This is a genomic window from Streptomyces sp. NPDC030143, from assembly GCF_055573695.1.
The window spans coordinates 1-22,656 of record NZ_JBVIAY010000048.1; the positions used below are offsets into that span (position 1 = coordinate 1).

Sequence of the window (22,656 nt, forward strand, 5' to 3'; positions counted from 1 at the left end):
TCGCCCGCAACGGCTCCAGCTTCCCGCGCACCGCCACCTCAAGTCCCAGTTCCTCGCCCACCGCCCTGACCTGCACCGGACCGTCACCAGCCCGAACGATCTGCAGAATCCGCCGGTAGTCGTCGGGCAGTACGCTCTCGTCCGGGGCATCGCCGCGATGCGGGATCAGCAGCACCGCACGACCCGCCACCTGCACTTTCGCCGGAGCCACCAGGGCAGCGGCCTCCGCCTCGGCCCGGTCCTGTTCAGCCAGCCGGAGCAGCACCCGCTCGGCGATCACCAACTCCTCCCCCCCCCCGCCGCGACTTCCCCAAGCCGCTTGCCCAACTCCTCGGCGAGCACGTCCAGCTCACTCCGACGAGCCGTGATCCGCTCCAGCTCGGTCATCCCCACTCCCTCCCCGCGATCCGGCGACCTACCGGTACGGCGACGGATCGTAGGTGGGCCCTCGCGGCAGGCGCAGCAGAACCCCATAAACCGCCCCGACCGCCCTGGCGGACGATCTTCATCGTGGACACTGGCCGCCAACCAGTACGAGCACGGCAAGACGCCCGCACACCAGCCCCATAACCTGCAACTTCACGATGCACACCACTCAGTGGATCAGCCGCACCCGGTGATCGGTGACCACTGTGGTGTGGCACGGATCGGGCCCTCATACGGGTTCGCCAGGACCGACGCATCGGCCTGTCGAGATGACGGCGGTGGGTTCAGTGGTGCTCGGTCGCTCGCCTGCCTGGCGCAGGGCAACAGAGATCAGGATGGCGAACGCAGCTGCGGCAGTGCAGGTACGGGCATCGTTGAACAGTTCCCAGCGGCTCAGGATCTCCACATGGTCGGCTGGCGGCGCGGTGGCGGCCCACTGCTTGATGCGGCCGTTGATCGGGACGTTCCCGAACCGAGTGATCAGGAAGGACGCGACAGTTAGGAGCCCTGCGGTGGCTGCGAGGACTCGGGCTCGTCCGCGTGTCAGGGCGGCCAGGGTGAGGGCGCTGAGGGCCGAGACCGCCATCGCCCCCTGCACGGTGATCCCGTTCATCTTCATCAGCTCGGTGTGGAAGTCGAGTCTCATGTCGATCGGCACGGAGTTGAAGGTGGGGACCAGGTTGGCGGCGCCGTAGCCGAAGGCTCCGGCAAGCAGACCGGTGGAGAACAGGGACAGACCCAGGAGGAGGCGGGTGCGCATCTGGTTCATGCCTCCTCGACGGATCGCGTGAAACGATTGCTCGGTTCTCCTCGTAGCCGGCCGTCCGGAAGCCTGCGACCGTAGGCCAACAGCAGGAGATCCTGGGCGGCGCCGAAGACGGGTGAGCCAGAGCCGTACGACCAGTCGAGGTCGTCGGCGCACAGTTGCACTCCGTCAAGGTCGGCACCGAAGAACTTTAGGCCGCTGGGCCGGATGTCATCGAGGAGGATGCGCAGCCGGTTCTCGGGGACGCGCCGGTGGAGGCCGAGGGCGACGGTGATGTCCAGCCCGTGCACCACGTCGTGGCCGAGCGCCGCCGTGAGCCCGCCGACCGGTGGTGTCCAGGGATGGTCGGCGTTGTCCCGCAGGAAGGCAGCGAGCGCGGTGGTGGAGTGGGCGGCCGAATCCCTGCGCGCGACCTGATCGGTCATGCGGTGAAGGTTCCCGCGTGCCTTGACCAGTTCACCGAGCATCGTGGGCAAGGAGAGGCGGAACCCCATCGACATGTGCGCCGCCACTTCGCGAACGCGCCATCCCGCGCAGAGACTCTGCTCGTTCCACTGATCGGTTTTCAATGTGTCGAACAGGTCGGCCAGTTCTCGGCGTTCCGCCGCGATCGCCGCCCTGACCTCGACACTCTTCCCCTTGCGGGCTGTTGGGTTCCCCATGTGATCAAGCCTGAGGCCGGCAGATAGATAACGCCAGTAAATAGTTCTGCTGCAATCTAGAATCACTGCTTATGGAACTCCGCCAGCTGCGCTACTTCGTCTGTGTCGTCGAGGAAGGCGGTTTCACAAGAGCCGCCGCCCGGCTGCATCTGGCCCAGCCCGGCCTCAGCGCCCAGATCCGCCAGCTAGAGAAGGAGCTGGGGCAGCCCCTGCTCGACCGCTCCGCCCGGTCGGTGACACCGACCGAGGTGGGCCGGGCGGTCCTGCCGTATGCCCGGGCCGCACTGGCCGCGGCGGAGTCGGTGCGGCAGACGGTCGACGCGTACACGGGGCTGCTGCGCGGCCGGGTCACGCTCGGACTGGTCTCCGGCGCCACTGGCCACGCCTTCGACATCGCCGCTCTACTCGCGGACTTCCACGACGCCCACCCCTCAGTGGAGGTGACTCTCACCGAGGACACCACGGAGCGGATGCAGGCCGCGCTCCTGGCCGGCGAGCTCGACATCGCCGTCCTCGGAACGGCAGAGGAGGCGCCCCCGCCCGGAGCGGCCTTCCAGACGGTGATCGATGTCCCGCTGGTCGCCGCTGTCGCGCCAAGCGATCCCGTTCTCGACCGCGTCGACGGTACGAGCGTCCCGCTCGCCGAGCTGCGGGATCGGCCGCTGATCTGCCTGCCGCGCGGCACCGGGGTGCGCACGGCGCTCGAACGCGGCTGTGCACAGGCAGGATTCCGGCCCCGGGTCGCCTTCGAGGCGGCAGCCCCACACGTGCTCTCGCAGCTTGCCGCGCGGGGCCTCGGCATCGCCGTGCTACCTGCCGGTGAGAACGAGTCCCCCCTCGACGGACACCTTCGCACCCTGCGGATCGTCCGGCCCGAGATGCGTGCCCGCATCGCGCTCGCCTGGCAGGTCGGCGGCCCTTCGAGCCCCGCGGCCCGCGTTCTCCTCGACCGCCTACGCGAAGTCATTCCCAAGCCCCCCAATTCCTAGACTGCCTCCGTCCTTGGTCACCGTCGTGCCCATATGAGGATGGCGGCGACGTGGAGGGCGTCCTGGTAGGCGACGGCCAGTTTGTCGGTTCGCATGGCCAGGCCGCGCCACTGCTTGAGGCGGTTGATGCATCGCTCGACCGCGTTGCGCTGCTTGTACGACGCCGCGTCGAAAGTCGGCGGGCGACCGCCCGCGCTGCCTCACCGCAGCCGGTGGCCGACCTGGTCGGACGGCTGGGGGATGACCGCGCGGATTCCGCGTCGGCGGAGGTGACTCCGGATCGCTCGGGATGAGTACGCGCGGTCCGCCAGGACGATGTCCGGGCGAGTTCTCGGCCGTCCGGGTCCGCTTCGCGGAACACGGATGGCGGCCATGACCATCTCAAAGGCCGGAGCGTCGCCCGCCTGGCCTGCGGTGACGCGAAGGGCCAAGGGCCGCGCATGGCCGTCGCTGGCCAGATGGACCTTCGTGCTCAGGCCGCCGCGCGAGCGTCCCAGCGCGTGGTCACCGGGTTCGGCCTGGCCTGGAGCCCCTTTTTCCTGGCTCCGGCGGCGTGCTGGTGGGCCCGGCAGACAGTGAAGTCCACCGAGACGGTCCAGCCGATGTCGGCATCAGCGTCGGCCGCTGCCAGGAGCGCGGCAAGGATGCGTTCCCAGGTGCCGCCCACGGCCCACCTGATCAGGCGTTTGTGAGCGGTCTGGAATGAGCCGAGTTCTTTCGGCAGGTCCCGCCAGGGCGAGCAGGTGCGGTACTTCCACGCGATGGCCGCCAAGGTGCGGCGGTGATCGGCCCACCGCCGTCCGCGGACCGGATCGGCCGGCATCAGCGGCTCGATCCGGCCCCACATCGCATCAGTGATCACTAACCGGACGGACACATCCGATCAACTGACCAGCCGATCAAAGAGACACGCGTGTATTGACCCGAAGCGTTGTTGACACGGCTGATCGGTGGCTGGCCGCCGAGTGCGGTGTGGCAGCGGTGGTGGTTGTAGGTGTGCAGAAAGTCTGCCAGGGCCGCGGTCCGCTCGTTGTTGCTCGTGTAGGGCTTGAGGTAGGCCCACTCGTCGAGCAGGGTGCGGTTGAAGCGTTCGACCTTGCCGTTGGTCTGCGGCCGGTAGGCGCGGGTGAGCTTGCCGGCCGCGCCGAGGTCGGCGAGCGCCTGCTGCCAGGCGAGGCTTTTGCGGTAGGGCCAGGCGTTGTCGGTCAGGACCCGCTCAATGCGGTCGATGCCCGTGGTCTGGAAGAAGGCCGCGGCCCGGCGGAGGAAGCCTGCGCAGGTGACGGCCTTCTCGTCGCCGTGGATCTCGCTGTAGGCGAGGCGGCTGTGGTCGTCGACGACGGAGTGGATGTAGTCGAAGCCCATTCCGCTGCGGGTGGCCCGGCCCGCTCGACGGCCCAGGACCTTGTGGCCGCCGCCGTCGGGGATGCGGCCGAGTTTCTTGACGTCGACGTGGACGAGTTCGCCGGGCCGGTCGCGTTCGTAGCGGCGGATGAGCTGTCCGGTGGGCCGGTCCAGGAAGGCCAGACGGTTCAGGCCGTGGCGGGTGAGGATGCGGTGCACGGTCGAGGCGGGCAGGCCCAGGACCGGGCCGAGGCGGGCGGGGCCGAGTTTGCGGTCCTAGCGCAGCCGGCAGACGCGGGCCTCCACCGTTGCCGCCGTGCGGTGGGGTGTCGTCAGCGGGCGGCTGGAGCGGTCGTGCAGCCCCGGCTCGCCCTCCGCCCGCCAGCGGCGGATCCACTTGTGGGCCGTGGCGCGCGAGATGCCCATTTCCGCCGCGACATGCGCGACCGGGCGGCCACCGCAGACACGTTCGACGAGCAGCCGCCTGCCGTGAACGGTTAGCCGGGCATTACGGTGGGACACGAAGACCTCCGTGCGGTGCAGTCCTGAACAGCTCCACCACACCGGAGGTCTTCGCCATGATCAAGCACCGGCGAGTGTCAACAACGCTTGTGATCAAAACATCTAGTGCCGGTGCCAGACGTTTAGCGCCAAACCAGTCGTCGGCGCAGCCGTGCACCGGGTAGCGCCTGGCGGGCGTCGCGAACGACGTCTGCAAAGGTCATAGTCGCCGGTCGGGCCGGGGCGGTCATTGAGGCTGGTCGCGGCGCCTTGCGGCCTTTGTTCTTGATCCAGGCCATGGCGACGTTCGCCGGAATGGCCACGGCGTCAATCAGGTAATCGCTCCGAGACCGCGGGCGATAGACGCCGACGACGACCAGGGTTCCGCCGGACGCCACGTGCTGGCGGAAGCAGGTGAGGGCGTCGCTGAACGGCATGTGGTGGATGGTGGCGACACATGTGATGACGTCGTAGGGGCCAGGCGGCACCTCCTTCAATGCGTCTCCGACAGTGAAGGTCACCGGGGCGGCGGGCTCTGTGAGCCCTGCGCGCGATCGACGATCGTGGGATCGACGTCGATACCGTGCACTGCTCCGGCCCGTGAGGCCAGGAGTCTGGCGAGGTCACCGCTGCCTGATCCGACGTCCAGAGCCCTGTTGAAACGTCTGGGGAGCTGGCGCAATATCCACCGGTGGTAGTGGGCGTTGTGGTCCCAGGGGTGGGTGGCATGGAACTGCTCCAGTGCTCGCATGATGCGGGACAGCAATGTCGTCATGGCGTGAGTCCATCAACCCCTCGGTCGCCTGCGAAACCACAGCCGGAGGCCCGGCCTGGAACGACCGTCAGCCGCTCGGCCGGGATACCCGACCGAGCAGCTGTCTAGACTGCTCGCCATCACACAACGGCGATCACGTGTTGCGACGATCCTTAGAATCCGCCATGCCGGGGGCAGGGCGTTGTCATCGGGTGGCTATCCGAGCCAGACGATGTTCAGGACGGTCAGACGGCGCAGGGGCATGTTCACCCAGTAGGTGAGGGAGAGCTGGCCGACGGACGCGTAGCGCGCGTCCTCGCCCTCGGGATCGTCGGCGTCCCACTGGCCAAAGCCCCACGGGTCGCCGGCGGCGGCGTCCAGAACGTCCCACACGGTGTTTTCGGCGTGCTCGGGCAGGGTGGCGAGGACCTTCGCGGCCGGCGCGGAGAAGCGGACCGCGTACGGCTGTCCGGTCACCGGCGCCTTCCCCGCAGCTCCGCCATGTCGATGAACTCGCTGTCGTCGTAGCCGGAGGCGACGAACGCGTCGACGGCCGGGGCGTGGGCGAGGCGGCCCTGCCAGTTTTGGATGACCTCGTACAGCGGGGCGAGGGAGAACGCGCGGCGGGATTCCTCGAGGGCTGCCGCCCACTGCCGCTCGAAGGCTGGCACCCAGGTGGCCGCGCGCTGGTCGGCGCGCAGCTGGGTGAGGAGTTCGGCCGGTGCCCCGGGCGCGGGGGCGTACGGCGGGACGGGTGCGTGGTCGGGCTGCGCGCTCATGGGCTGGTCCTCCCGGTGGCGGGTCGTCACTTCACGGTACGCGCCGGTGGGCCGTGGATGCGCGCATGGGCGGATCCCTTTCTACCGGGTGCTGGGCAGGACGATGTCGCCGAACCGAACTGCGGCTGGCGGTGGCGTAGCGGAAGCCGGTCAGGATGGTGCCAAGGGCGGTGTCCATCGCCGATCGGACCACCTCGTAGCGGATTACGGCCTCGTCGTCCGTGCGGTCGGCTTCGACCATGTCGAGCGCCGCGCGGTCGAGCCGGGCGTGGGGCAGCACGTCGACCACGACCTGGGCGGCGTCGTTGAGGTAGACCACGACCCTGCCCTAGTCCTCGTCGGTGCGCGGCTGGGGCGGTGCCACGTGCAGGCCGGCCGTGACCAGGTCGAGCCGCACTTTGAGGAGCTCGGGAGCGACCGGGGGAAGCCCCTCGGCCAGATGGAGAAGGGCGGCCCCTTCCTCTTCCTGGCGCTGGTACTCGTCTTCGGCCCGGCGATTCGCCGCACGTTCGGCGTCGTTCTTCGGGGCCGGGTACGTGAGCCGAAGCACGGTAGTTGTCACCTAGGCAGGCTTGCTGTCACCGGCGTAGTGGAGTATGCGCGGGTTCCGGAGGAGCGCTGACTGGCTGCGGAGCCCTTCCCCGCAGGCGCACGTTGAGCGGGCTGAGACAAGAGCATCCTCAAGAAGCGGCCGAAAGCGTCGACCCGCTCAGGCTGATGCGCCTGTTCGGCGTCGCCGAGCAGACCGCTGTGCGCTATGTCGGCGCCGCCGATCCGAAACGCCCAGCCAAGCTGCGCAGGTAGCCCGCCTGGTTCAGTCCTGGAGGGTGGCGAGCCAGTCGGTCAGCAGGCGGTTCACCTCCTCGGGGCGTTCCTGCTGGATCCAGTGGCCACAGCCGTCCAGGAGGTGAGAGGCGGACAGGGCGGGGAGGGTGGTGGGGTAGGCGTCGATGGCGTCTGCCATCCAGGTGGTGGAGGCGTCCAGTGTGGCGCCGATGAACAGGGCGGGCTGTGTGATCGGGGCTCCGCGGTGGGGGGCGAGGTCTTCCCAGTCGCGGTCCATGTTGCGGTAGCGGTTGAGGGCGCCGGTGATTCCGGTGCGTTCGAACTCCCCGGCATAGACATCGAGGTCGTCCTCGGTCAGCCAGGCTGGGAGCGGGCCGGTGGGGAAACGGTCGCGCAGTTGGCCGCCTAGGAGTTGTCGTCAAATGTCACGCCCACATCAGCAGTGATGCGAGGGCGACGGCTGCTTGGTAGGACTCTGCGGTCTTGTCGTTGCGGGTGGCGATGCCGCGCCACTGCTTGAGGCGGTTGAAGCACCGCTCGACGACGTTGCGCCGCTTGTAGACCTGCTTGTCGAAGGCTGGCGGACGTCCGCCACGGCTGCCGCGTCGGAGCCGGTTGCGGATCTGGTCGGACCGTTCCGGGATGGTGTGCCGGATGTTGCGTCGCCGCAGCCAGGTGCGTATGGCCTTGGAGCTGTAGCCCTTGTCGCCGATGACGTGGTCGGGCCGGATCCGGGGCCGCCCCGGCCCCAGCCGGGGCACCCGGATCGCCTCCATCACGGCCGTGAACTGGGTGCAGTCGTTGGTGTTGCCGCCAGTGACGGTGAAGGCGAGCGGTCGGCCCACAGCGTCGCAGGCCAGGTGGATCTTGCTGGTCAGGCCACCTCTGGACCGGCCGAGTCCCGGGGTGGGGAGCCCCCTTTTCGCGCTCCGGCCGCGTGCTGATGGGCCCGGACGATCGTGGAGTCGACCGACACCAGCCACTCGATGTCCCCGGCCGCGTCGGCCCTGGCCTGGGCGGCCCGGAGCATCCGCTCGAAGGTGCCGTCCTTGGCCCACCGGCGGAAGCGGGTGTGCAGCGTGGCCCAGGATCCGTACCGCTCGGGCACGTCCCGCCAGGCCGTTCCGGTCCGGAACTTCCACACGATCCCGTTGAGGACCGTCCGGTCGTCCAGCCGCCTGCGGCCCCGCCCGGACCGGGGCAGCAACGGCTGCACGAAGGCCCACTCGGCATCGGACAGTTCATGGCGACGTATCACCCGACCATGATCCCCGACCGAAGATCATTTGACGACAGACCCTAGGGCGACGAAGTGCGGGTCGGGCTCGTCCTGGGCGGGCATGGTGTCAGCGGACAACGCGGCGTAGAAGCCGGCGAGCCAGCTCCGTATGTCGGGCTCGATCTCTGTCTCGGCACGGCCGGGTTCCTGGAAGTAGGAGACGTAGAACTCATGCTCGGGGCCGCCGATCTGGCTGAAGATGTCGGTGGGTCGACGGCCGCCGGGCGGTGCGTAGGGGACGCTCAGCAGGCCGACGGCGCGGACTATCTCCGGGTGGAGCAGGGCGGAGGCGGCGGCGATGTTGGAGCCCCAGTCGTGGCCGACGACCACCGCGCTCTCCTCGCCGAGGGCGCGCACGGCGGCGACGTTGTCCTCCACCAGGTCGATCATCCGGTAGGCATCGGTTGCGGCGGGCTTGGAGGAGCGGCCGTAGCCGCGTACGTCGATGGCCACTGCCTGGTACCCGGCCGCGGCGAGGGCCGGGAGCTGGCGGCGCCAGGAGTACCAGGACTCGGGGAAGCCGTGCACGAGCAGGACCAGCGGACCGGTGCCCTGCTCGACCAGGTGCAGGTGTCCGGCCGGGGCCTCGACGGTGCGGTGGCGGAGGGAGGCGGTCGGCTCGGATTGCATGGGGGCTTCTCCTCGGTTCGCGGACGGACGGCGGATACCCATCGATCATGCGGTGCGACGCCCGCCCGACGCGATCAGCCTTGCCATCCTGGCAAACTCGCAGGATGGACGGTGGAGCGGCGCGGTCGGAAGGAACGGTCACGGTGGCAGTCGACGACGTGGCCGGCACGTTGGCGGCGATGGGGCCCAGGCTGCGAGCCGCACGCGAGCAGCACGGCGCCACGCTCGCCGGTATCAGCTGCGCGACCGGCATCTCATCGAGCACCTTGTCGCGGATCGAGACCGGCTGGCGCAAGCCCACCCTGGAGGTGGTGCTGCGGCTGACGAAGGAGTACGGCGCCTCGCGCAGCTGGCAGCACCTCAAAAAGATCTTCGGGAACTTACGGCACTACGGCGGCAGAATCTTCGAGGAGAACCGCTTCCGCTCACCGGTAGCCTTGTCCACTCGGCGGTCGTTCACGCGCTGCGCGGTGACATCGACCGGGCCGGCGGCGATGATCACGACCGTGGGAAGCCACAGCATGGCGATCGTGGTCGATTTCCCCGGTCCGTTCGGACCGAGAAAACCGAATGTCTCGTCTGCCCCGATCATCAGGTCAAGAGCCTGTACCGCTTCGCTACTGCCGTAGGACCGGCGAAGTCCTACGGTGCGCACGGCAGGTATCTCGTCGTGAGACACCCACGGTCTGTCCCGCCGACTCGGGGCGCCGCTGCACCAGCGGTGTTCATCGGTTCGCCTTCACCACGATGACGGGGTGGAACAGACACAGCGACTCTGAGTCTTCACCGACTGGCTTGTCTTCTGCCGTCACCCACGCGTGCGCGCGGAAGGGCTGGGTGCGAACCCCTGTGTACCAGTCCGGCCAGGAGCCGCGCACCCGGCACAACAGGGTGGTAGCGATCGATCGCTGCAGGCACCACGGGCCGGCGCACCGCACGCTGACGGCGACCACGGCGTCACGTGCCCGAAGTGCCTCCGCGTGGTCAGCGGGGCGGGCGCCACGGCGCAGGAGTTCCATCGTCCTGCGCAGCCGTCGCGGCGAAAGCCGGGCAAGTACCAGTGCGACGCCGATGGCAGCTCGGGCTGCGACCCTAAGGCGAAGAGAAGGCGCCTCAGATGTCTCGGTGACGACGGCGCCGCTCATGAGCCCAGTTCCGCGGCGCGCAGCGAACCAAGCAGCCGGTTCACGTCTTCCGCGACCCGGACCCGCACGTCGGGGAGGGTGGCGTGCTTGCCGACCAGTTCTGCAACGGCTGCCTCGACTGTGCCGCCCTCGTGCAGGCAACGCAGCACTGTGGCGGCGGTTCCGTTGGTCTGCCAGTACCGGCCGGTGCGTTCGTCCAGGAGGACCGCACCGTGCTCGGTGACGGTAACGGTCACATGATCTGCCAGGGAGAATCTCATCGGTACCTCTTCATCGGGTGATGGGCGTGGCGGCGAGCCTGCCGCTCGCGGAGAGCGACCGAAGCCAGGACTCACAGGCGAGCGTGGGATCGAAGGCCATGAACGGTGCGGTGTTCGCGTGTAACCCCGTGAGCAGCTTTCGCAGCGCGGCGCCGTTGACCAGGCCCAGCCGGACCATATGCGAGTCCTCGCACAGTTCCAGCAGTTCATGCCGGTGGTGCCGGAGCCCGTCGTACAGTTCCTCGCTGTAGTCGCCCTTGGTGCCGCGGCCCAGTGTGTGGCCCGGAACGATGCCGCGCATCGCGGCGGTGAGCACGGGTTTATAGCTACCGGCTGCGATCCGGTCTTCCAGGCGGATCGACATCGTCGCCTCAATGACCCGGTCGTCCAGGAAGGGAGCCTCGTAGTGGACTCCGAACTCCTCGGTGACGCGGGAGGCGCGCCGGGTCATCGCACCGCATACCTGCATGGCACGCAGCATTTCGTGGTGCACTGGCAGAGGAGCCAGCGGATCGGGGGCGGATGACGCCGCCGCGTGTATCCGACGGCGTACGGAGTCCACCGAGTCCGCGCTCGCCCAAGGCGGCATCGCGGGAGTGACTTCCCACTCGGGTCCTGTGGCCGCGGAACGCTGCCCTGCGCCTGTGAGATGGCTTGTGGAGCCGGCCAGCCAGGTGGCGTACGAGGTTCCGCCCGCCAGATAGCGCAGGATGGTCACTGTGCTCCACCGGTGCATGCTCTTGATGAGGCGGGCAGCTCTGACGGACCTCAGCGGACGGGCACGTGCGAGAGCGTGTACGCAGGACGCCCGGGCATGAAACAGCTCATCCCCACCGATGCCTTGAAGATGGAGGGTGGAATCCTGCGCGGACATCTGCCTGGCGAGGTGTGCCAACTTCGCGCGGGTCCGTATGAGTGGATAAGGCGCCTCCACATCGGTGCTCGGGGTCAGTGCTCCCGCGTACCAGGATGGCGCGGTGCCGGGCGACTCGATCACGTGCCGGGCGTCGGGCAACTCGGCCGCGTAGCGAGCAGCCCACGCTCGGTCGTCATTCGACGGGTCGAGGGGCAGGTGATGGTATGTCACCAGTCCAGTCCGCTGGGAGGCGGCGAGGAAGCACAGGCTTGTGGAGTCCATTCCGCCGGACAGGTCCGCGCTCACCGTGCCCGGACGGGAGGTGCGCGCCTGTACCGCGGCCGTCAGTGCTTCGCGCAGGACATCGGCTCCGTAGGCGAGGGGACGGTCCGGCTCTGGTGGCGTCCACCAGCGCACCGGGTTCGCTGTGCCGTCGCTCCGGATGTGCAAGTAGTGACCGGAGGCCAGGGGTGTGACCTTCAACCACGGGCAGACGTCCGACAGTGGCCAGGGTGCGCCCGGGGTCAGCAACTGGAGGGCCAACGACTCCTCGTCGATACCGGAACCGGTGAGGGCGGCCAGGTTCTGCGGCCGGTCGGCAGCAACAGTCACCCCCTCCACCAGCCCGTAGAAGATCTGGCGCGCTGTCGAGACGGTCCCCTGCACCCGTACCTGACCGTCGATGGATGCGATCAGATGGACACACCCAGACAGCGACCGGGACAGGGCATCGAGGTCTCCGACCGTTCGCATCCTGCGAATACGGTGGGAGAGCTCTTTGGCATTCATCGTGGTGCGGCCCAGTAGAGCCACCTTGTGGGTGCCGACCGAAGCCGACGTCACCTCCTCGTCGGACCAGCGACCCACGATCCAGGGCCGCCCTGATGCATGCTTCATCACCCTGCGGTGCGGGGTCCGCAGCATCGCTGCGGCCACGAGGGTTCCTGATGAGTGATCAGGAAGGACCAGAAATTCCACGGCGCTTTCTCCTGCGTCCGGGCACGGGGCAGGCGATCGGTGCATAAGCCACTCCTGCACCGATCGCCCGGGTCATTGCTGGATCAAGCCGTCAGACTTCGGGATTGGTCAGAACCACCAGGCGCCGAAGAAGTCGATCCAGTAGCCGTTCCGCACCGCGCGGGTGACCTCGGCGAAGTCGCCGAGCTCGATCAGCATGGGCGTCTCGTACGACGTTTCCTTGTCCATGGCATTCATCTCCTCATCTGGTTGAGCTGCCGTCGGCGGACAGAGCCAACGGCAGATGTTGTTCGTGTTCGTGCACAAGCAAGAGTGCCTGGACCGCCGTTCGCGGATCGACGTGATTTGGCCTGGCCCGAATAACGACATCCTGGACACGATCTTCACCATGCCGCTTCGTATTCACTTCACGGCTGAAGATCTGACTCGTACCCGGCTGGCCGACGGGCCCCGCCCGATGCTGGAGCTGGACATCGCGCTGCGATTGCTGCAAGAAGGCAGTCATCCGACCCGGTTCGGGGCCTGGCGCAAGGAATCACTGCGCCGCCTGTCGCCGAAGGTCAGACGACTGTTCGATCTGATTCCGCCAACGGGCTGGACAGTGGACTTTCTCGCCCACGCTTCCGCTGACAGCATCGAAGAGGCGCTGGACCGGGTGCGGGCCACACCCGCCGCCCGCATCCGCAAGGACATGGATACCTGGGCCGGACGCAGCCAGCAGCGTGCCGTGGCGGCCTGGACACAGTCACTCGGCAGCGACAAACGGCTGCTCATGGAACTGGCCGACACCGCCGCCCACGCCCACGAGCACGTCATCACCCCTTACCAGCAGCACATCGATGCCCTCAGCGGCGCGGACCAGGCTCTGCGCACACGACAGGCCGCGCGCGGCGGACTGCACACCCTGCTGTCCGGACTCAACCCCCGCTACATCCAGTGGAAGCCACCAGTCCTGGAACTCACCATGGCCTCCGGCAACGCAGGCGACATCCATCTCGCAGGCCGCGGCCTGCTCCTGATCCCCTCAGTCTTCGGGGCGGTATACCCCGCACTGGACGAAACAGCGGAGCCTCAGCCTTGGCTGACCTACCCCGTTGGCGTGCGCGACACCGATCTCTTCCTGCCCCCCACAGACACCGCACGAACTCTCACCACCATCCCCGACTCCCTGACCGCACTTCTCGGCCACACCCGCGCAGTGGTGCTGTGGACCATCGCCCAGCACCCCGCCTGCACCACCACCGAACTCGCCCGCCACGCCGGCATCTCCCCCGCCAGCGCCAGCCAGCACGCGACCGTTCTCCGCACCGCCGGCCTTTCCCGTACTGCCCGGCACCACAACACCGCTCTCCACACCATCACCCCCGCCGGCACCAACCTCCTCAACTCCGCCGCCTGAAAGCGCGTCCCTGACGTCCCGCGCCGAGCGTCGCTCACCACGCCACGATCGCACGCACCACGCCCCGCTCTCCGCATAGCCCAGCAGGCGCTGCATCGGCCCGGGTCGGCTGTGGCCCGCCTGTTCGCCCTGCTGCCAGCAGTTCTTCCGTTCGACGTTCGACAGCAGCAAGAGCAGGTAGGAGCAGGCCGACGTCCGGGGCTCAACCGGCCCGCACCGGCCTGCGATCAGGGAATGACCTGGTCGAAAACATCGCCCGCCAGCGGGCAGGATCTACGCTGTGGTCTGCGGCCACAGCACGATCTTCAGGAGTCCACACAACCCCCGGTGATCACGCGGTGGCCGTGCCCGTTCCCCGTCAGGTCCGCGACTGCATTCCGGGTCGCGCCGAGGGGTGGGGCTACGGAGCCGCAGCCGTCACGGGCGAGCTCGTGGTGGGGTGATATAGGCGGCCGTAGTCGCGGTAGAAGCGGTTGGCCTCCGCGGCCGAACCGGCCAGCCGGTGCAGCCAGAACCCATACGCCGCCGACTCCATCTGCTTTTGCGTCAGATGCAGCCGCCACCACCGGCCCGCCCCTCGGTCGTGAACCGCTGTACGGACCTGCTCCGCCAGCCCCTGCGCCGGAGGAGACTCCAACCGCCCGGCTAGCCCGACGAACACCCGCAGCGCCGCCATCTGCGCCGGCAGCAGCTCCACCTCCCGACATCCCGGCCCCGGCCCGGAAGCCGCCGGAGCCGACCGGGCGCGGGCGTAAGCGAGCAGGTCGTGCCCGGCCGCCGACAGGCGCGCCGCACAGCGCACCGGCCGGCCTTCCCAGGCGGACAGTTCCGCACGCGTCTCCCTGTCGGCCAGCTGCACCAGGCCCTGCTTGGCGAGAGGGCGCACGTTCCGGAGCAGCGGTTCAACCGTCACGTCCAGCACCCAGCCGTGCTCGGCCCTCTTCTGGCACGCCAGCACCAGCTCGAGCACATCGAGCGTCTTCTCCGCCCTCACGCCGTACCGTCCCTTCACCGTCCCGCCGATCCCGCAGGCTGGAACAGCCGCGCGGGCTGGTACGCCACCTGTTCCCGTTCCCTCTACTTGCGCTCGAGGCGGCCGCGCGTCGAGTCAGTGAGTCGGACGACGTTCTGAAGCGGCGAAGTCGGCGTGGGCCTGTTCGACGACTTCGGGTATGTCTCGCGCTTGGCGTGTTCGGCGAGCGCCCGGTAGATGCTGGCGGCGGAGGGGTTCTGTCCCTTGCGCTTGCGGGTGGGGATGATCAGGTCGGCTGGATCTGCTCGATGGACTCGCCGCCCGCGTGGCGCCGGAGCACGGTGTGGAGCAGGTCGTCGGTGATGGCCGGGGGCCGGCCGCCGTGTTTGCCCTTTCGGGCCGCGGTGTCGAGCCCTTCGAGCGTGGACTCGCGGATATTCTCCCGCTCGGTCTCCGCCATCGCGGCGAAGCGGCCGTCAGGCTGCCCGCGCTGAACTGACCGTCACCACAAGCGAGTCCAGGAACAGCGCTCCCGCCAGCAGTCCCGCACTGCCTCTCGGGCTCCACGCGCGCGCGTGGAGGTCGGCGTCGAGGGCGTGCAGGGCTTCGCGGCCCGCGTCCGTCGCCGTACCGCCCGCTTCCAGGACCCCGCGGGCGCCCGCCTGGACGTACCGCAGGCCGGTCGGGCCCGCGGTGTGCAGGAGTTCGGTGTCCTGGAGGGTGGACATCACGGTGAGCAGGGCGTCGAGGCGGGCCTCATCCTCGTCGGCACCTGCCGAGCGGGCGGCGGCGAGGGCGTCCAACGCCCGCCGTACGTGCGGGAATCCGGCCCGTGCCTCGCCGCGCGCCCCGGCGGCGCCGTACTTCGCCGAGATCGATGAGCCGCGCGAGGGTCTTCGCGGGGCCCGCCGGTCAGGGTGCGCGGCGATCCGCTTGGCGACTGCGGCCACGTCCTTCGCGAGGGCGGTCGCGGCGACCAGCAGGCCGAGCACCCACAGGGCGCCGCGGTGGCCGCCGCCCGCGAGGCCCACCGAGTGCTCGGTGCAGCGGCCGATCGCGCCCAGTTCGGCACGGAGTCGGGCCGTAGGTTCGCCCGTGCGGCGGGCCGCGGCGGCCATCGCCGCGAGGCCGGGCGCGAGCGCCTTGGCGGACCAGCGCAGGGCGCGGTGGTCCACCCGGGTCGTACGGGCGCTCAGGTCACGCGGATCGGGCAGGCCGGGCTTGGGCGCCAGCGCCAGCTGCCCCGTCAGCGCGTCCACGGCGGCCTGGGCCAGCTCGTCGTCCTCGCGGCTGTTCACGCGCTACGAGGACGCCGTGGCCGACGGCGAGGCGCCGTCGCTCGGCGGGGTGCCCGTCGGGGCGCCGCTCGGGGGCGTACCGCCACCGCCGCCGCCCGCTCCAGTGTTCTCGGCGTCGGGGTCGACGCCGAGGGTCAGAGAGCCCTTGTAGCCCTTGGACGGGTCGCTCTTGTGCACGGCCTTGAGGGTCAGCAGGCCACTGGAGGCGCCGCCACCGTCGTAGACCATGTCGTCGGCGAGCTCGGTGTAGGTGCCGGAGTGCTTCGCGTACGGCTCCAGGGTGAAGATCTGTTCGGCGATCTCGTCGGCGAAGAACAGCTGGCCGGTGTAGTTGACCTTGCCGCCCTCGTAGGTGCCGTCCTCCTTCTCGCCGCCCGTGTGCACCTTGAGGTGGATGTGGCAGGTCCGCGGGGCGTACCAGCCCGGGAAGATCGTCTCGAACTTGACGACCCCGTTGGCGTTGGCGATCTGGTAGCCGCGCAGATAGGTGTTGTCGTCGGCGGTCGAGCCGTCCTCGCTCTCCGCGGGCGCGGAGCCGCCAGGGTTAGCGCTGGTGTACCCGGAGTAGTAGCCCCAGGCGTCGCAGTGCCAGATCTCCACGGCCGCGCCGGGCACCGGGGTACAGCCGTCGGTAGCGTCCACGACGGTGAGGCACAGGGTCAGCGGGACGCCGCTCTTGCCCTCGGTGATGTCCTTGCGCACCAGGGCGCCGTCGAGGTAGTACGGCCCCTCGGTGACGCTGGACATCAGAGTCATGCACGTGCCGCCGGTGGCGGTCGCCGAGGCGGTGGCGGTTGCCTCGGCGGTGGCGGTGGTCGTCGCGTCGTCGGCGAAGGCCGACTGGTACCCAGCCACGGCGAGGCCGCCGGCCGCGACCGTGCCTCCGGTCACCGCGAGGGCACGGCGCCGGGTGATAGAGGTGTCCTTGTGGTTTCCCGTCATGTCCATGAACGTAGGAGTGACGGCTGTCAGGAACCTGAGCCGACTGTGTGCGCAAGCTGAGAATGCGTATCGCACGTCTTCGGGTACGGGGTCGGCGCTACACCGCCATCAGCGGCTCGTCCTTCTTCCACTTCAACATCTTGTCGAAGCTCACCACCGCGCCCCGCCTGCCGCGCTTGCTCGCACTGAATACGCACCAAGCAGAGCGCGCAGCCAGGTCTTCATCTAAGGGCTTGCAGATCATCAAGGTGTTGCTTCCCGTCCCATGGCTCGTTGATGTGGTATGCGCATCCCGGACGAGATCTGTGCCCAACTCACCATGAGGTTCGGGGTGTTGTTCCCCCATCTGGATGAGCGGCAACGACGGCTGCTGATGGCCGCAGAGGCCTGTGTTCTGGGACACGGTGGTGTACGGGCTGTCGCGCGGGCGGCCTCGGTGAGTGAGACCACGGTCCGCAAGGGCGTGTCCGAGTTGGAGGCCGGCGAGGAGCCTCTGGGGCGGGTGCGGCGGCCGGGTGGAGGCCGCAAGAGGGTCGCAGATCTCGATCCGGGGCTGCGACCGGCTCTCCTGGCGCTTGTCGAGCCGGACGAGCGAGGTGATCCGATGTCGCCGCTGCGGTGGACGGTGAAGTCGACCCGCACGCTGGCGCGGGAGCTCGCCCGGACCGGACACAAAATCAGTGCGGACACCGTCGCGGACCTGCTGCGGGAGGAAGGCTTCAGTCTGCAGGCCAACGCCAAGACCATCGAGGGAAGCCAACATCCCGACCGAGATGCCCAGTTCCGCTATCTCCGAGCAGGCCCGTGATCACCGGGACGCTGGCCAGCCGGTGATCAGCGTGGACACCAAGAAGAAGGAGCTCGTCGGCGAGTTCAAGAACAACCGCCGCCAGTGGCGGCCTGCGGCTGATACGGCGCCTGTGAACGTCCATGACTTCGCCGACCCCCAGTTGGGCAAGGCCGTTCCGTACGGGATCTACGACCTCGCGGCGAACACCGGCTGGGTCAACGTGGGCACCGATCACGAGACCGCCGCATTCGCGGTGGAATCGATCCGCCGCTGGTGGTGCGGCCAGGGTCGGGTTGCCTACCCGCAGGCGACGCGACTGCTCATCACCGCCGACGCGGCTGGGCGATCTCGGCCTCGATGCGTCCTTCCTTGTCGACCAGGCGGCCATAACTCATCGCCTTGTGCTTGGAGGCGCTGGCCTCCAGTTTCGTGCCGTCCAGCGCAACGCGTCCCATCTTGACCATGCCAAGCTTGGTCGCGAGGTGCAGCGACTGGGTGAACAGACCGGCGAGCGCATCGAGGTGGCGGCGGCGGAACCGGGCGATCGAGCGGAAGTCCGGTTCCTGACCGGCGGCCAGGAACCGGAACGCGACGTCGTCGGCCAGGCGGCGCTCGATCGCCCTGGACGAGCGGACGCCGGTGGTGTAGCCGTAGATCAGCAGACGCGCCATGAGCCGTGGATCGTAGGGCGGGTAGCCGCGCTTTTCGGTGTAGTCGGCCAGGACTGTGGCGAGGTCGAGCACCTCGTCGACCAGGTCAGCGACGAACCGGGCCAGGTGGCCCTCGGGCAGCCAGTCGTCCAGCGACGGCGGGAGCAGCATGACCTGATGCGGATCGAACGCCCGAAACGTCTTGCCGACCGCTGCCCAAGGGCCCTGCGGCCGCTTCTTCCCTACCGGCCCGACCTCGAACAGCCCATCCCCATCACGCATACCGAGATCATCCGCATGAATGATCACGAACCACAAGTGTTCGTCCGAGGGTTCGGGGGTGGTCGTACAGGGTGCTGACCTGCGGCGGATTGGCTCGTTCGCCAGGTTTCTGACACCGCTGTACGCGGCTGAATGCAACCAGAACTGCAACCACGCCGAGCTCCGACGGCCTGCTGGTCAGTGGGTCGGCGAGGCTTCCCGGTCCAAGGTGCGCTTGATTACGCGGATGCCCTGGTCGACCATCTCGGCGATGGGCGACCCGAGGCTGTCCGGCGTAACGTCGGTGATCCACACGAAGCGACTGCGGCTCTCGGTGTCGCCGAAGATCTGCATGGAGGCGTGGTGGTGCTTGGGCTCCATCGACCCGCCGACCACGGCGTAGGCGATGCGCCGGGCGTCGTCGTCGATGTCGACGATGAGCTCGTGCACCACGGTACCGTTCGCGAAGGTCACGATCCGGACATCGATCTCGACACGTGTGTCGGTGACGAAACCCGGCGCGAGGCGTCGGTGGACCTCGCCGAAGTCGCGAATCGCTGCCCAGGCGTTCTCTGGGGTGTCGTCGATCAGGACTTCGCGGTGGATGGATGCCATGGGTCGATCTCCTCTCTGCGGGGTGTTCAGACGCCGGCGGTGTCGGAGGTCAGGCAGAACGTGTGGCCCTCGGGATCGGTGAGGACGATCCACTGGCCTTCACCCGGCTGGAACTCGGGCCGGGACGCTCCGAGGGCGAGCAGTTCCCCGGCCGTGCCGTCAAGGTCGGTGACCGTGAAGTCGAGGTGCACGTGCTTGGCGCCGTCGGGCCAGCCCGGCGCCTGGTAACCCTCGACGCGGACGAAGGCGAGCTGTACCGGGGTGCCCTTGCCCAGAGCCGCGAAGTTCTGGTCTCTGTAGGTGATCTCCCACTCGGTGGCCTTCTGGTAGAACGCGGCGAGCGCGACCGGATCGGCGCAGTCGATGACGACTGTGCTGAGCTGCTTGAGAACGGGCATGCCGATGACTCCTGAGCGTCGGAAATGGACGATGTGCGAACGGGCGGGCCCCTCGCACCACGCCAGTGTGCGCTCAGCCGCCGGCCACCGTCTTGAAGATCCTTGCGCGGTTGGACATGGTCGTCGCTGTCGTCCTGTCGCCGGCGGTGACACCGGCCAGGTGAGTCAGCCAGGACATTGAGGGGGGCCTCTGGCCAAGCTCCTCAGGTCATGCTCCACCTGGCCGATGCCATGGAGACGGGGCCCGGCAGCCGGACAGAACAACTGCAGGACAGCCCAGCAGGGCGTCAGTCAGACCCTGAGCCACGACCACCGGAACCCGCTACAAGTATCAATGTCAGACCCATGGCGTAGCGTCCGAAGGATGCTTACGGCCGCTCCCATCGCTACCCGTCCGGACTTCGGCATCAGCGCAGTAGCCTGCCGCTCCGACCACACCCGCTGGTCGGAGCCGGAGGTACGGGCCGACTACCGCGTGGTGCTCGTGCGCCGGGGCCGGTTCCGCAGGACAGCGGCCGGTGTTTCCGCCGACATCGACGCGACCTTGGCCTACGTGGGTGCCCCGGGCGAGGAGGAGAGCTTCGCCCACCCTTCTGGAGGGGACCACTGCACCGCGATCAGCGTGGCGCCTGAGCTATGGCGCTCCATGGCCGGAGAGACAGCCGGACCGGCCGCACAGACGGTCTACGTCGATCCGCAGCTCGACCTGGCCCACCGCCGCCTGCTCGCCGCCGCACGGTTGGGAGACGTCGACTACGCGGTCTCCGAGGAACTTCTGGCTCTGCTGGCGACCGCCATCAGCCAGACCGTGACCGGACTGGCTCTGATCGGCGGCGCGTCCACCGGTCACGACCGGAGCCTCGTCGTGGCAGCACGCGAGGCGATCGCCGAGGGACACCCCGCGTCCGGCACACTGTTCTCATTGGCCGAACTGCTCGGCGTCTCTCCCTACCGCCTGAGCCGGGCTTTCCCGCGCGAGCTCGGCGTCTCGGTGACCCGTTACCGGCATCGCATCCGCATCGGCCGGGCCCTCGACCGCCTGGAGGCTGGTGAAAACAGCCTCAGTGTCCTCGCCGCCGACCTCGGTTACGCCGACCAGGCCCACCTGACCCGGACCATGCGCCAGTACCTGGGCCACACGCCGACCGCACTGCGGCGTCTACTGACGCCCGTGCCCTGACCATCACACGACGAAGGCGGAGGAAACGAAATTCGAACTCGTGAGGGGTTGCCCCCCACACGCTTTTCAAGCGGGTTGGCGGTTACTGAGACACGCTCCTAGCGGAACAATGCTCAGATCCTGTGGATCGGCCTCGGGAGGACGTACCTTCCCGAGCGATTGATCGATAGGTCACCGAGCAAGACCGACGTTCGCGGCGTCGGTCGGGAAGGCACCTTCATGCTCACCGTGGTCAACCAAGACGGCGCCACGCGAGATGGGTCGTCACTGCTGGACGAGATCGTCCGGAAGGGCGCCCGCAGGATGCTGGCCGCCGCGCTGGAAGCCGAGGTCAATGCATACTTCGCCGAGTTGGCCGACCAGCGGGAGGAGAACGGGCGGCGGCTGGTAGTGCGCAACGGCTATCACCAGCCGAGGAAGGTCACCACCGCGGCCGGGACCGTGGAGGTGAAGGCCCCGCGGGTGAACGACAAGCGCACCGACCTCGATACGGGCGAACGCAGGCGGTTCTCCTCGGCGATCCTGCCGCCTTGGGCCCGGAAGTCCCCAAGATCGGAGAGGTGCCGCTGCTCTACCTGCATGGTTGTCGTCTGGGGACTTCGTGCCCGCGCTGGAGCAGTTCCTCGGCAGTTCGGCCGGGCTGTCGCCGGCCACGGTCACGCGGCTGACGGCCCAGTGGCAGGCCGACCACGCTGCCTTCATGGACCGCGATCTGTCGGCCACGGACTACTTTACGTGTGGGCCGACGGCATTCACCTGCGCATACGCCTGGAGGAGGCCAAGGCTGCCGTGCTGGCGGTGATGGGCGTGCGGGCGGATGACACCAAGGAGCTGATCGCGCTGGCCGACGGTTATCGCGAGTCGACGGAGGCGTGGGCGGGCCTGCTACGCGACTGTGCCCGCCGGGGCATGCGCGCTCCGGTGCTGGCCGTCGGGGACGGCGCGCTCGGCTTCTGGAAGGCCTTGGCCGAGGTGCTCCCCGACACCCGCGAACAAAGATACTGGGTTCACAAAACCGCAAATGTTCTCGATTCCCTGCCAAAGTCGGCCCAGCCCGCGGCCAAGCGGGCCATCCAGGACATCTACAACGCCGAGAACAAGGAGCAGGCCCGCAAAGCCGTCGCCATACTCGCCAAGCAGTACAACGCGAAGTACCCCAAGGCGGTCAAGAAGATCGTGGACGATGAGGACGAGCTGCTGGCGTTCTACGACTTCCCCGACTTCTCTGGGGTAGATGCTGTGGCGAGAGGCAGATCTGGAGAGTTCCGCAGCTCAGCGCCAGATTCCCTGACGCTAGCAGCCGCCACAGGCGTTGCACGATCGCTGATTCGGGTGATGCCCCCAGAGGGGAGCACTCGCCGTGGGGTGCGCCGACCACGGCTTGACCTTCGAGTCGGGTGGAAGGTTCAGCGTCGATAATGTGACGACCTACCGCATCTCGCAGCTCGCCGAGACGACGCTGCGTTTCTACGAGAACCGTCTGCGGCCAGCACGATCCGACCGTCCGCCACCCTTGGCAAAGGCTGAGAGGCCACTGCGCGACGCAACCGGGCAACGTCGATACGCCCCTGGTTATGGCCGCCGTAGAGAGCACCGTGACCGCGGCGATGTTCCGGCGCGAGCAGGCGCAAGAAAGCTGGCGTCGGCCGGTGAAGTCTTATCCCCGTGCATGCAGGTCCGTGGGACAGGCTGCCTCCTCCTCAGCGCGGCTGGCGCCGTCATGTGGGGGGCGTCGACGCCGATTACCACCGGCTCGGGTTCCACCAGCGTGACATCCAGCGTGTCACGGCTGCCCCACCAGGCGAGGAACGACCACCCGTCCACGGATAACCGCGCCGGGCCGGAGCGGGTAGCCCGGCGGCCGTGGTGTGGCGGTCGACGTGGAGCCACCGCCCCGCCGCCTGGTGACGGCCAGGCGGCGCGGCAGTGGGCTCGTGCGGTGGGTCAGTGGACGATGTTGAAGGTGGAGTCGGCGCGGCCCGTCGCGGTCGAGAT

General features: G+C 68.5%; 22 protein-coding genes and 10 pseudogenes. 6 read left to right on the forward strand and 26 right to left on the reverse strand.

The features are described from left to right. The 3 genes and pseudogenes from ACZ4YY_RS36875 to ACZ4YY_RS36885 all read right to left on the reverse strand — a co-directional run. Positions 1-280, reverse strand: a pseudogene (locus ACZ4YY_RS36875) (hypothetical protein); the annotation flags it as partial. A gap of 375 nt (positions 281-655) precedes the next feature. Next, entirely contained in the window at positions 656-1,195 is a 540-nt protein-coding gene (locus ACZ4YY_RS36880; RefSeq protein WP_468299697.1) for an anthrone oxygenase family protein, read from the reverse strand. Beyond that, entirely contained in the window at positions 1,192-1,854 is a 663-nt protein-coding gene (locus tag ACZ4YY_RS36885; RefSeq protein ID WP_468299699.1) for a maleylpyruvate isomerase family mycothiol-dependent enzyme, read from the reverse strand. Before ACZ4YY_RS36885 ends, ACZ4YY_RS36880 begins: the two co-directional genes overlap by 4 nt. A 71-nt stretch (positions 1,855-1,925) precedes the next feature. On the opposite strand from ACZ4YY_RS36885, the gene ACZ4YY_RS36890 reads away from it, so the two are divergent. Further along, complete coding sequence (locus tag ACZ4YY_RS36890; protein WP_468299701.1) at positions 1,926-2,843, forward strand: LysR family transcriptional regulator; 918 nt, start codon at positions 1,926-1,928, stop codon at positions 2,841-2,843. 17 nt (positions 2,844-2,860) lie between these two features. Here the strand turns inward: ACZ4YY_RS36890 and ACZ4YY_RS36895 are convergent. From ACZ4YY_RS36895 to ACZ4YY_RS36940, 10 genes and pseudogenes are all read right to left on the reverse strand, one after another. Then, a pseudogene (locus tag ACZ4YY_RS36895) lies at positions 2,861-3,690 on the reverse strand (IS5 family transposase). 14 nt (positions 3,691-3,704) lie between these two features. Beyond that, positions 3,705-4,709 (reverse strand): annotated as a pseudogene (locus ACZ4YY_RS36900) (IS481 family transposase). 122 nt (positions 4,710-4,831) lie between these two features. Next, positions 4,832-5,463 (reverse strand): annotated as a pseudogene (locus ACZ4YY_RS36905) (class I SAM-dependent methyltransferase). Between the two features lie 195 nt (positions 5,464-5,658). After that, positions 5,659-5,919, reverse strand: a complete 261-nt coding sequence (locus ACZ4YY_RS36910; RefSeq protein WP_468299703.1) for a hypothetical protein — start codon at positions 5,917-5,919, stop codon at positions 5,659-5,661. Further along, positions 5,916-6,221 (reverse strand): DUF6247 family protein, encoded by a 306-nt coding sequence (locus tag ACZ4YY_RS36915; RefSeq protein ID WP_468299704.1) that lies wholly within the window; start codon positions 6,219-6,221, stop codon positions 5,916-5,918. Before ACZ4YY_RS36915 ends, ACZ4YY_RS36910 begins: the two co-directional genes overlap by 4 nt. 31 nt (positions 6,222-6,252) lie before the next feature. Then, positions 6,253-6,540, reverse strand: a complete 288-nt coding sequence (locus ACZ4YY_RS36920) for a hypothetical protein (RefSeq protein ID WP_468299706.1) — start codon at positions 6,538-6,540, stop codon at positions 6,253-6,255. A 9-nt stretch (positions 6,541-6,549) separates the two neighbouring features. Next, positions 6,550-6,771, reverse strand: coding sequence for a hypothetical protein (locus ACZ4YY_RS36925; protein WP_468299708.1), 222 nt, complete (start codon positions 6,769-6,771; stop codon positions 6,550-6,552). A gap of 264 nt (positions 6,772-7,035) precedes the next feature. Further along, positions 7,036-7,413, reverse strand: a pseudogene (locus tag ACZ4YY_RS36930) (alpha/beta fold hydrolase); the annotation flags it as partial. 19 nt (positions 7,414-7,432) lie between these two features. After that, positions 7,433-8,262 (reverse strand): IS5 family transposase gene (locus tag ACZ4YY_RS36935; RefSeq protein WP_468299737.1). Its coding sequence is split into 2 segments (ribosomal slippage): positions 7,433-7,923 and positions 7,923-8,262, totalling 831 coding nucleotides; the frame shifts between segments, so codons are not numbered across the junction. Positions 8,263-8,304: 42 nt separating this feature from the next. After that, positions 8,305-8,916: pseudogene (locus tag ACZ4YY_RS36940) on the reverse strand (alpha/beta hydrolase); the annotation flags it as partial. A 143-nt stretch (positions 8,917-9,059) separates the two neighbouring features. Here ACZ4YY_RS36940 and ACZ4YY_RS36945 point away from each other — a divergent pair. Then, positions 9,060-9,260 (forward strand): annotated as a pseudogene (locus ACZ4YY_RS36945) (helix-turn-helix domain-containing protein); the annotation flags it as partial. A gap of 381 nt (positions 9,261-9,641) precedes the next feature. On the opposite strand, the gene ACZ4YY_RS36950 reads toward ACZ4YY_RS36945, so the two are convergent. From ACZ4YY_RS36950 to ACZ4YY_RS36965, 4 genes are all read right to left on the reverse strand, one after another. Next, positions 9,642-10,061: a lasso peptide biosynthesis B2 protein gene (locus ACZ4YY_RS36950; protein ID WP_468299710.1), complete on the reverse strand. Its 420-nt coding sequence runs from the start codon at positions 10,059-10,061 to the stop codon at positions 9,642-9,644. Further along, the gene (locus tag ACZ4YY_RS36955; RefSeq protein ID WP_468299712.1) at positions 10,058-10,321 is read right to left on the reverse strand and encodes a lasso peptide biosynthesis PqqD family chaperone; all 264 of its coding nucleotides are present in this window, start codon (positions 10,319-10,321) and stop codon (positions 10,058-10,060) included. Before ACZ4YY_RS36955 ends, ACZ4YY_RS36950 begins: the two co-directional genes overlap by 4 nt. 10 nt (positions 10,322-10,331) lie before the next feature. After that, positions 10,332-12,155 carry an asparagine synthase-related protein gene (locus tag ACZ4YY_RS36960; RefSeq protein WP_468299713.1) on the reverse strand — a complete coding sequence of 608 codons (1,824 nt, stop codon included), beginning with the start codon at positions 12,153-12,155 and terminating at the stop codon, positions 10,332-10,334. A 108-nt stretch (positions 12,156-12,263) separates the two neighbouring features. Then, a complete protein-coding gene (locus tag ACZ4YY_RS36965) occupies positions 12,264-12,383 on the reverse strand; it encodes a lasso RiPP family leader peptide-containing protein (protein WP_468299715.1) in 120 nt (39 codons plus the stop codon). A 55-nt stretch (positions 12,384-12,438) separates the two neighbouring features. Between ACZ4YY_RS36965 and ACZ4YY_RS36970 the strand changes: the two genes are divergently transcribed. Beyond that, a complete protein-coding gene (locus ACZ4YY_RS36970) occupies positions 12,439-13,554 on the forward strand; it encodes a winged helix-turn-helix domain-containing protein (protein WP_468299717.1) in 1,116 nt (371 codons plus the stop codon). 400 nt (positions 13,555-13,954) lie between these two features. Here the strand turns inward: ACZ4YY_RS36970 and ACZ4YY_RS36975 are convergent, their stop codons facing one another. The 5 genes from ACZ4YY_RS36975 to ACZ4YY_RS36995 all read right to left on the reverse strand — a co-directional run bounded on the left by ACZ4YY_RS36975 (position 13,955) and on the right by ACZ4YY_RS36995 (position 17,011). Beyond that, the gene (locus ACZ4YY_RS36975) at positions 13,955-14,548 is read right to left on the reverse strand and encodes a DUF6417 family protein (RefSeq protein WP_468299719.1); all 594 of its coding nucleotides are present in this window, start codon (positions 14,546-14,548) and stop codon (positions 13,955-13,957) included. 265 nt (positions 14,549-14,813) lie between these two features. Then, a complete protein-coding gene (locus ACZ4YY_RS36980; RefSeq protein ID WP_468299721.1) occupies positions 14,814-14,987 on the reverse strand; it encodes a hypothetical protein in 174 nt (57 codons plus the stop codon). Between the two features lie 16 nt (positions 14,988-15,003). Continuing rightward, entirely contained in the window at positions 15,004-15,825 is an 822-nt protein-coding gene (locus tag ACZ4YY_RS36985) for a triphosphoribosyl-dephospho-CoA synthase (RefSeq protein ID WP_468299723.1), read from the reverse strand. A 3-nt stretch (positions 15,826-15,828) separates the two neighbouring features. Further along, positions 15,829-16,767: an intradiol ring-cleavage dioxygenase gene (locus ACZ4YY_RS36990; RefSeq protein ID WP_468299725.1), complete on the reverse strand. Its 939-nt coding sequence runs from the start codon at positions 16,765-16,767 to the stop codon at positions 15,829-15,831. Between the two features lie 97 nt (positions 16,768-16,864). Next, positions 16,865-17,011 (reverse strand): hypothetical protein, encoded by a 147-nt coding sequence (locus tag ACZ4YY_RS36995; RefSeq protein WP_468299727.1) that lies wholly within the window; start codon positions 17,009-17,011, stop codon positions 16,865-16,867. Between the two features lie 39 nt (positions 17,012-17,050). Here ACZ4YY_RS36995 and ACZ4YY_RS37000 point away from each other — a divergent pair. Then, a pseudogene (locus ACZ4YY_RS37000) lies at positions 17,051-17,900 on the forward strand (ISAzo13 family transposase); the annotation flags it as partial. On the opposite strand, the pseudogene ACZ4YY_RS37005 reads toward ACZ4YY_RS37000, so the two are convergent. The 3 genes and pseudogenes from ACZ4YY_RS37005 to ACZ4YY_RS37015 all read right to left on the reverse strand — a co-directional run. Further along, a pseudogene (locus ACZ4YY_RS37005) lies at positions 17,899-18,378 on the reverse strand (transposase); the annotation flags it as partial. The pseudogenes ACZ4YY_RS37000 and ACZ4YY_RS37005 overlap by 2 nt on opposite strands. A 288-nt stretch (positions 18,379-18,666) precedes the next feature. Further along, positions 18,667-19,083 carry an SRPBCC family protein gene (locus tag ACZ4YY_RS37010; protein WP_468299729.1) on the reverse strand — a complete coding sequence of 139 codons (417 nt, stop codon included), beginning with the start codon at positions 19,081-19,083 and terminating at the stop codon, positions 18,667-18,669. A 26-nt stretch (positions 19,084-19,109) separates the two neighbouring features. Then, positions 19,110-19,481 carry a VOC family protein gene (locus ACZ4YY_RS37015; protein WP_468299731.1) on the reverse strand — a complete coding sequence of 124 codons (372 nt, stop codon included), beginning with the start codon at positions 19,479-19,481 and terminating at the stop codon, positions 19,110-19,112. A gap of 364 nt (positions 19,482-19,845) precedes the next feature. Here ACZ4YY_RS37015 and ACZ4YY_RS37020 point away from each other — a divergent pair, with 364 nt between their 5' ends. Further along, a complete protein-coding gene (locus ACZ4YY_RS37020) occupies positions 19,846-20,661 on the forward strand; it encodes a helix-turn-helix domain-containing protein (protein ID WP_468299733.1) in 816 nt (271 codons plus the stop codon). Between the two features lie 219 nt (positions 20,662-20,880). Continuing rightward, positions 20,881-22,080: a transposase gene (locus tag ACZ4YY_RS37025; RefSeq protein ID WP_468299735.1), complete on the forward strand. Its 1,200-nt coding sequence runs from the start codon at positions 20,881-20,883 to the stop codon at positions 22,078-22,080. Between the two features lie 59 nt (positions 22,081-22,139). On the opposite strand, the pseudogene ACZ4YY_RS37030 reads toward ACZ4YY_RS37025, so the two are convergent. Next, positions 22,140-22,283, reverse strand: a pseudogene (locus ACZ4YY_RS37030) (transposase); the annotation flags it as partial. Between the last annotated feature and the right edge of the window lie 373 nt (positions 22,284-22,656).

Coding starts and splice junctions, on each gene's coding strand:
- ACZ4YY_RS37015 (WP_468299731.1), bottom strand. CDS start 19,481: ATGCCCGTTCTCAAGCAGCTCAGCACAGTCGTCATCGACTGCGCCGAT.
- ACZ4YY_RS37025 (WP_468299735.1), top strand. CDS start 20,881: ATGCTCACCGTGGTCAACCAAGACGGCGCCACGCGAGATGGGTCGTCA.
- ACZ4YY_RS36890 (WP_468299701.1), top strand. CDS start 1,926: ATGGAACTCCGCCAGCTGCGCTACTTCGTCTGTGTCGTCGAGGAAGGC.
- ACZ4YY_RS36915 (WP_468299704.1), bottom strand. CDS start 6,221: ATGAGCGCGCAGCCCGACCACGCACCCGTCCCGCCGTACGCCCCCGCG.
- ACZ4YY_RS36955 (WP_468299712.1), bottom strand. CDS start 10,321: ATGAGATTCTCCCTGGCAGATCATGTGACCGTTACCGTCACCGAGCAC.
- ACZ4YY_RS36965 (WP_468299715.1), bottom strand. CDS start 12,383: ATGGACAAGGAAACGTCGTACGAGACGCCCATGCTGATCGAGCTCGGC.
- ACZ4YY_RS36885 (WP_468299699.1), bottom strand. CDS start 1,854: ATGGGGAACCCAACAGCCCGCAAGGGGAAGAGTGTCGAGGTCAGGGCG.
- ACZ4YY_RS36880 (WP_468299697.1), bottom strand. CDS start 1,195: ATGAACCAGATGCGCACCCGCCTCCTCCTGGGTCTGTCCCTGTTCTCC.
- ACZ4YY_RS37020 (WP_468299733.1), top strand. CDS start 19,846: ATGCTTACGGCCGCTCCCATCGCTACCCGTCCGGACTTCGGCATCAGC.
- ACZ4YY_RS36970 (WP_468299717.1), top strand. CDS start 12,439: ATGTTGTTCGTGTTCGTGCACAAGCAAGAGTGCCTGGACCGCCGTTCG.
- ACZ4YY_RS37010 (WP_468299729.1), bottom strand. CDS start 19,083: ATGGCATCCATCCACCGCGAAGTCCTGATCGACGACACCCCAGAGAAC.
- ACZ4YY_RS36980 (WP_468299721.1), bottom strand. CDS start 14,987: ATGGCGGAGACCGAGCGGGAGAATATCCGCGAGTCCACGCTCGAAGGG.
- ACZ4YY_RS36995 (WP_468299727.1), bottom strand. CDS start 17,011: ATGATCTGCAAGCCCTTAGATGAAGACCTGGCTGCGCGCTCTGCTTGG.
- ACZ4YY_RS36950 (WP_468299710.1), bottom strand. CDS start 10,061: ATGAGCGGCGCCGTCGTCACCGAGACATCTGAGGCGCCTTCTCTTCGC.
- ACZ4YY_RS36990 (WP_468299725.1), bottom strand. CDS start 16,767: ATGACGGGAAACCACAAGGACACCTCTATCACCCGGCGCCGTGCCCTC.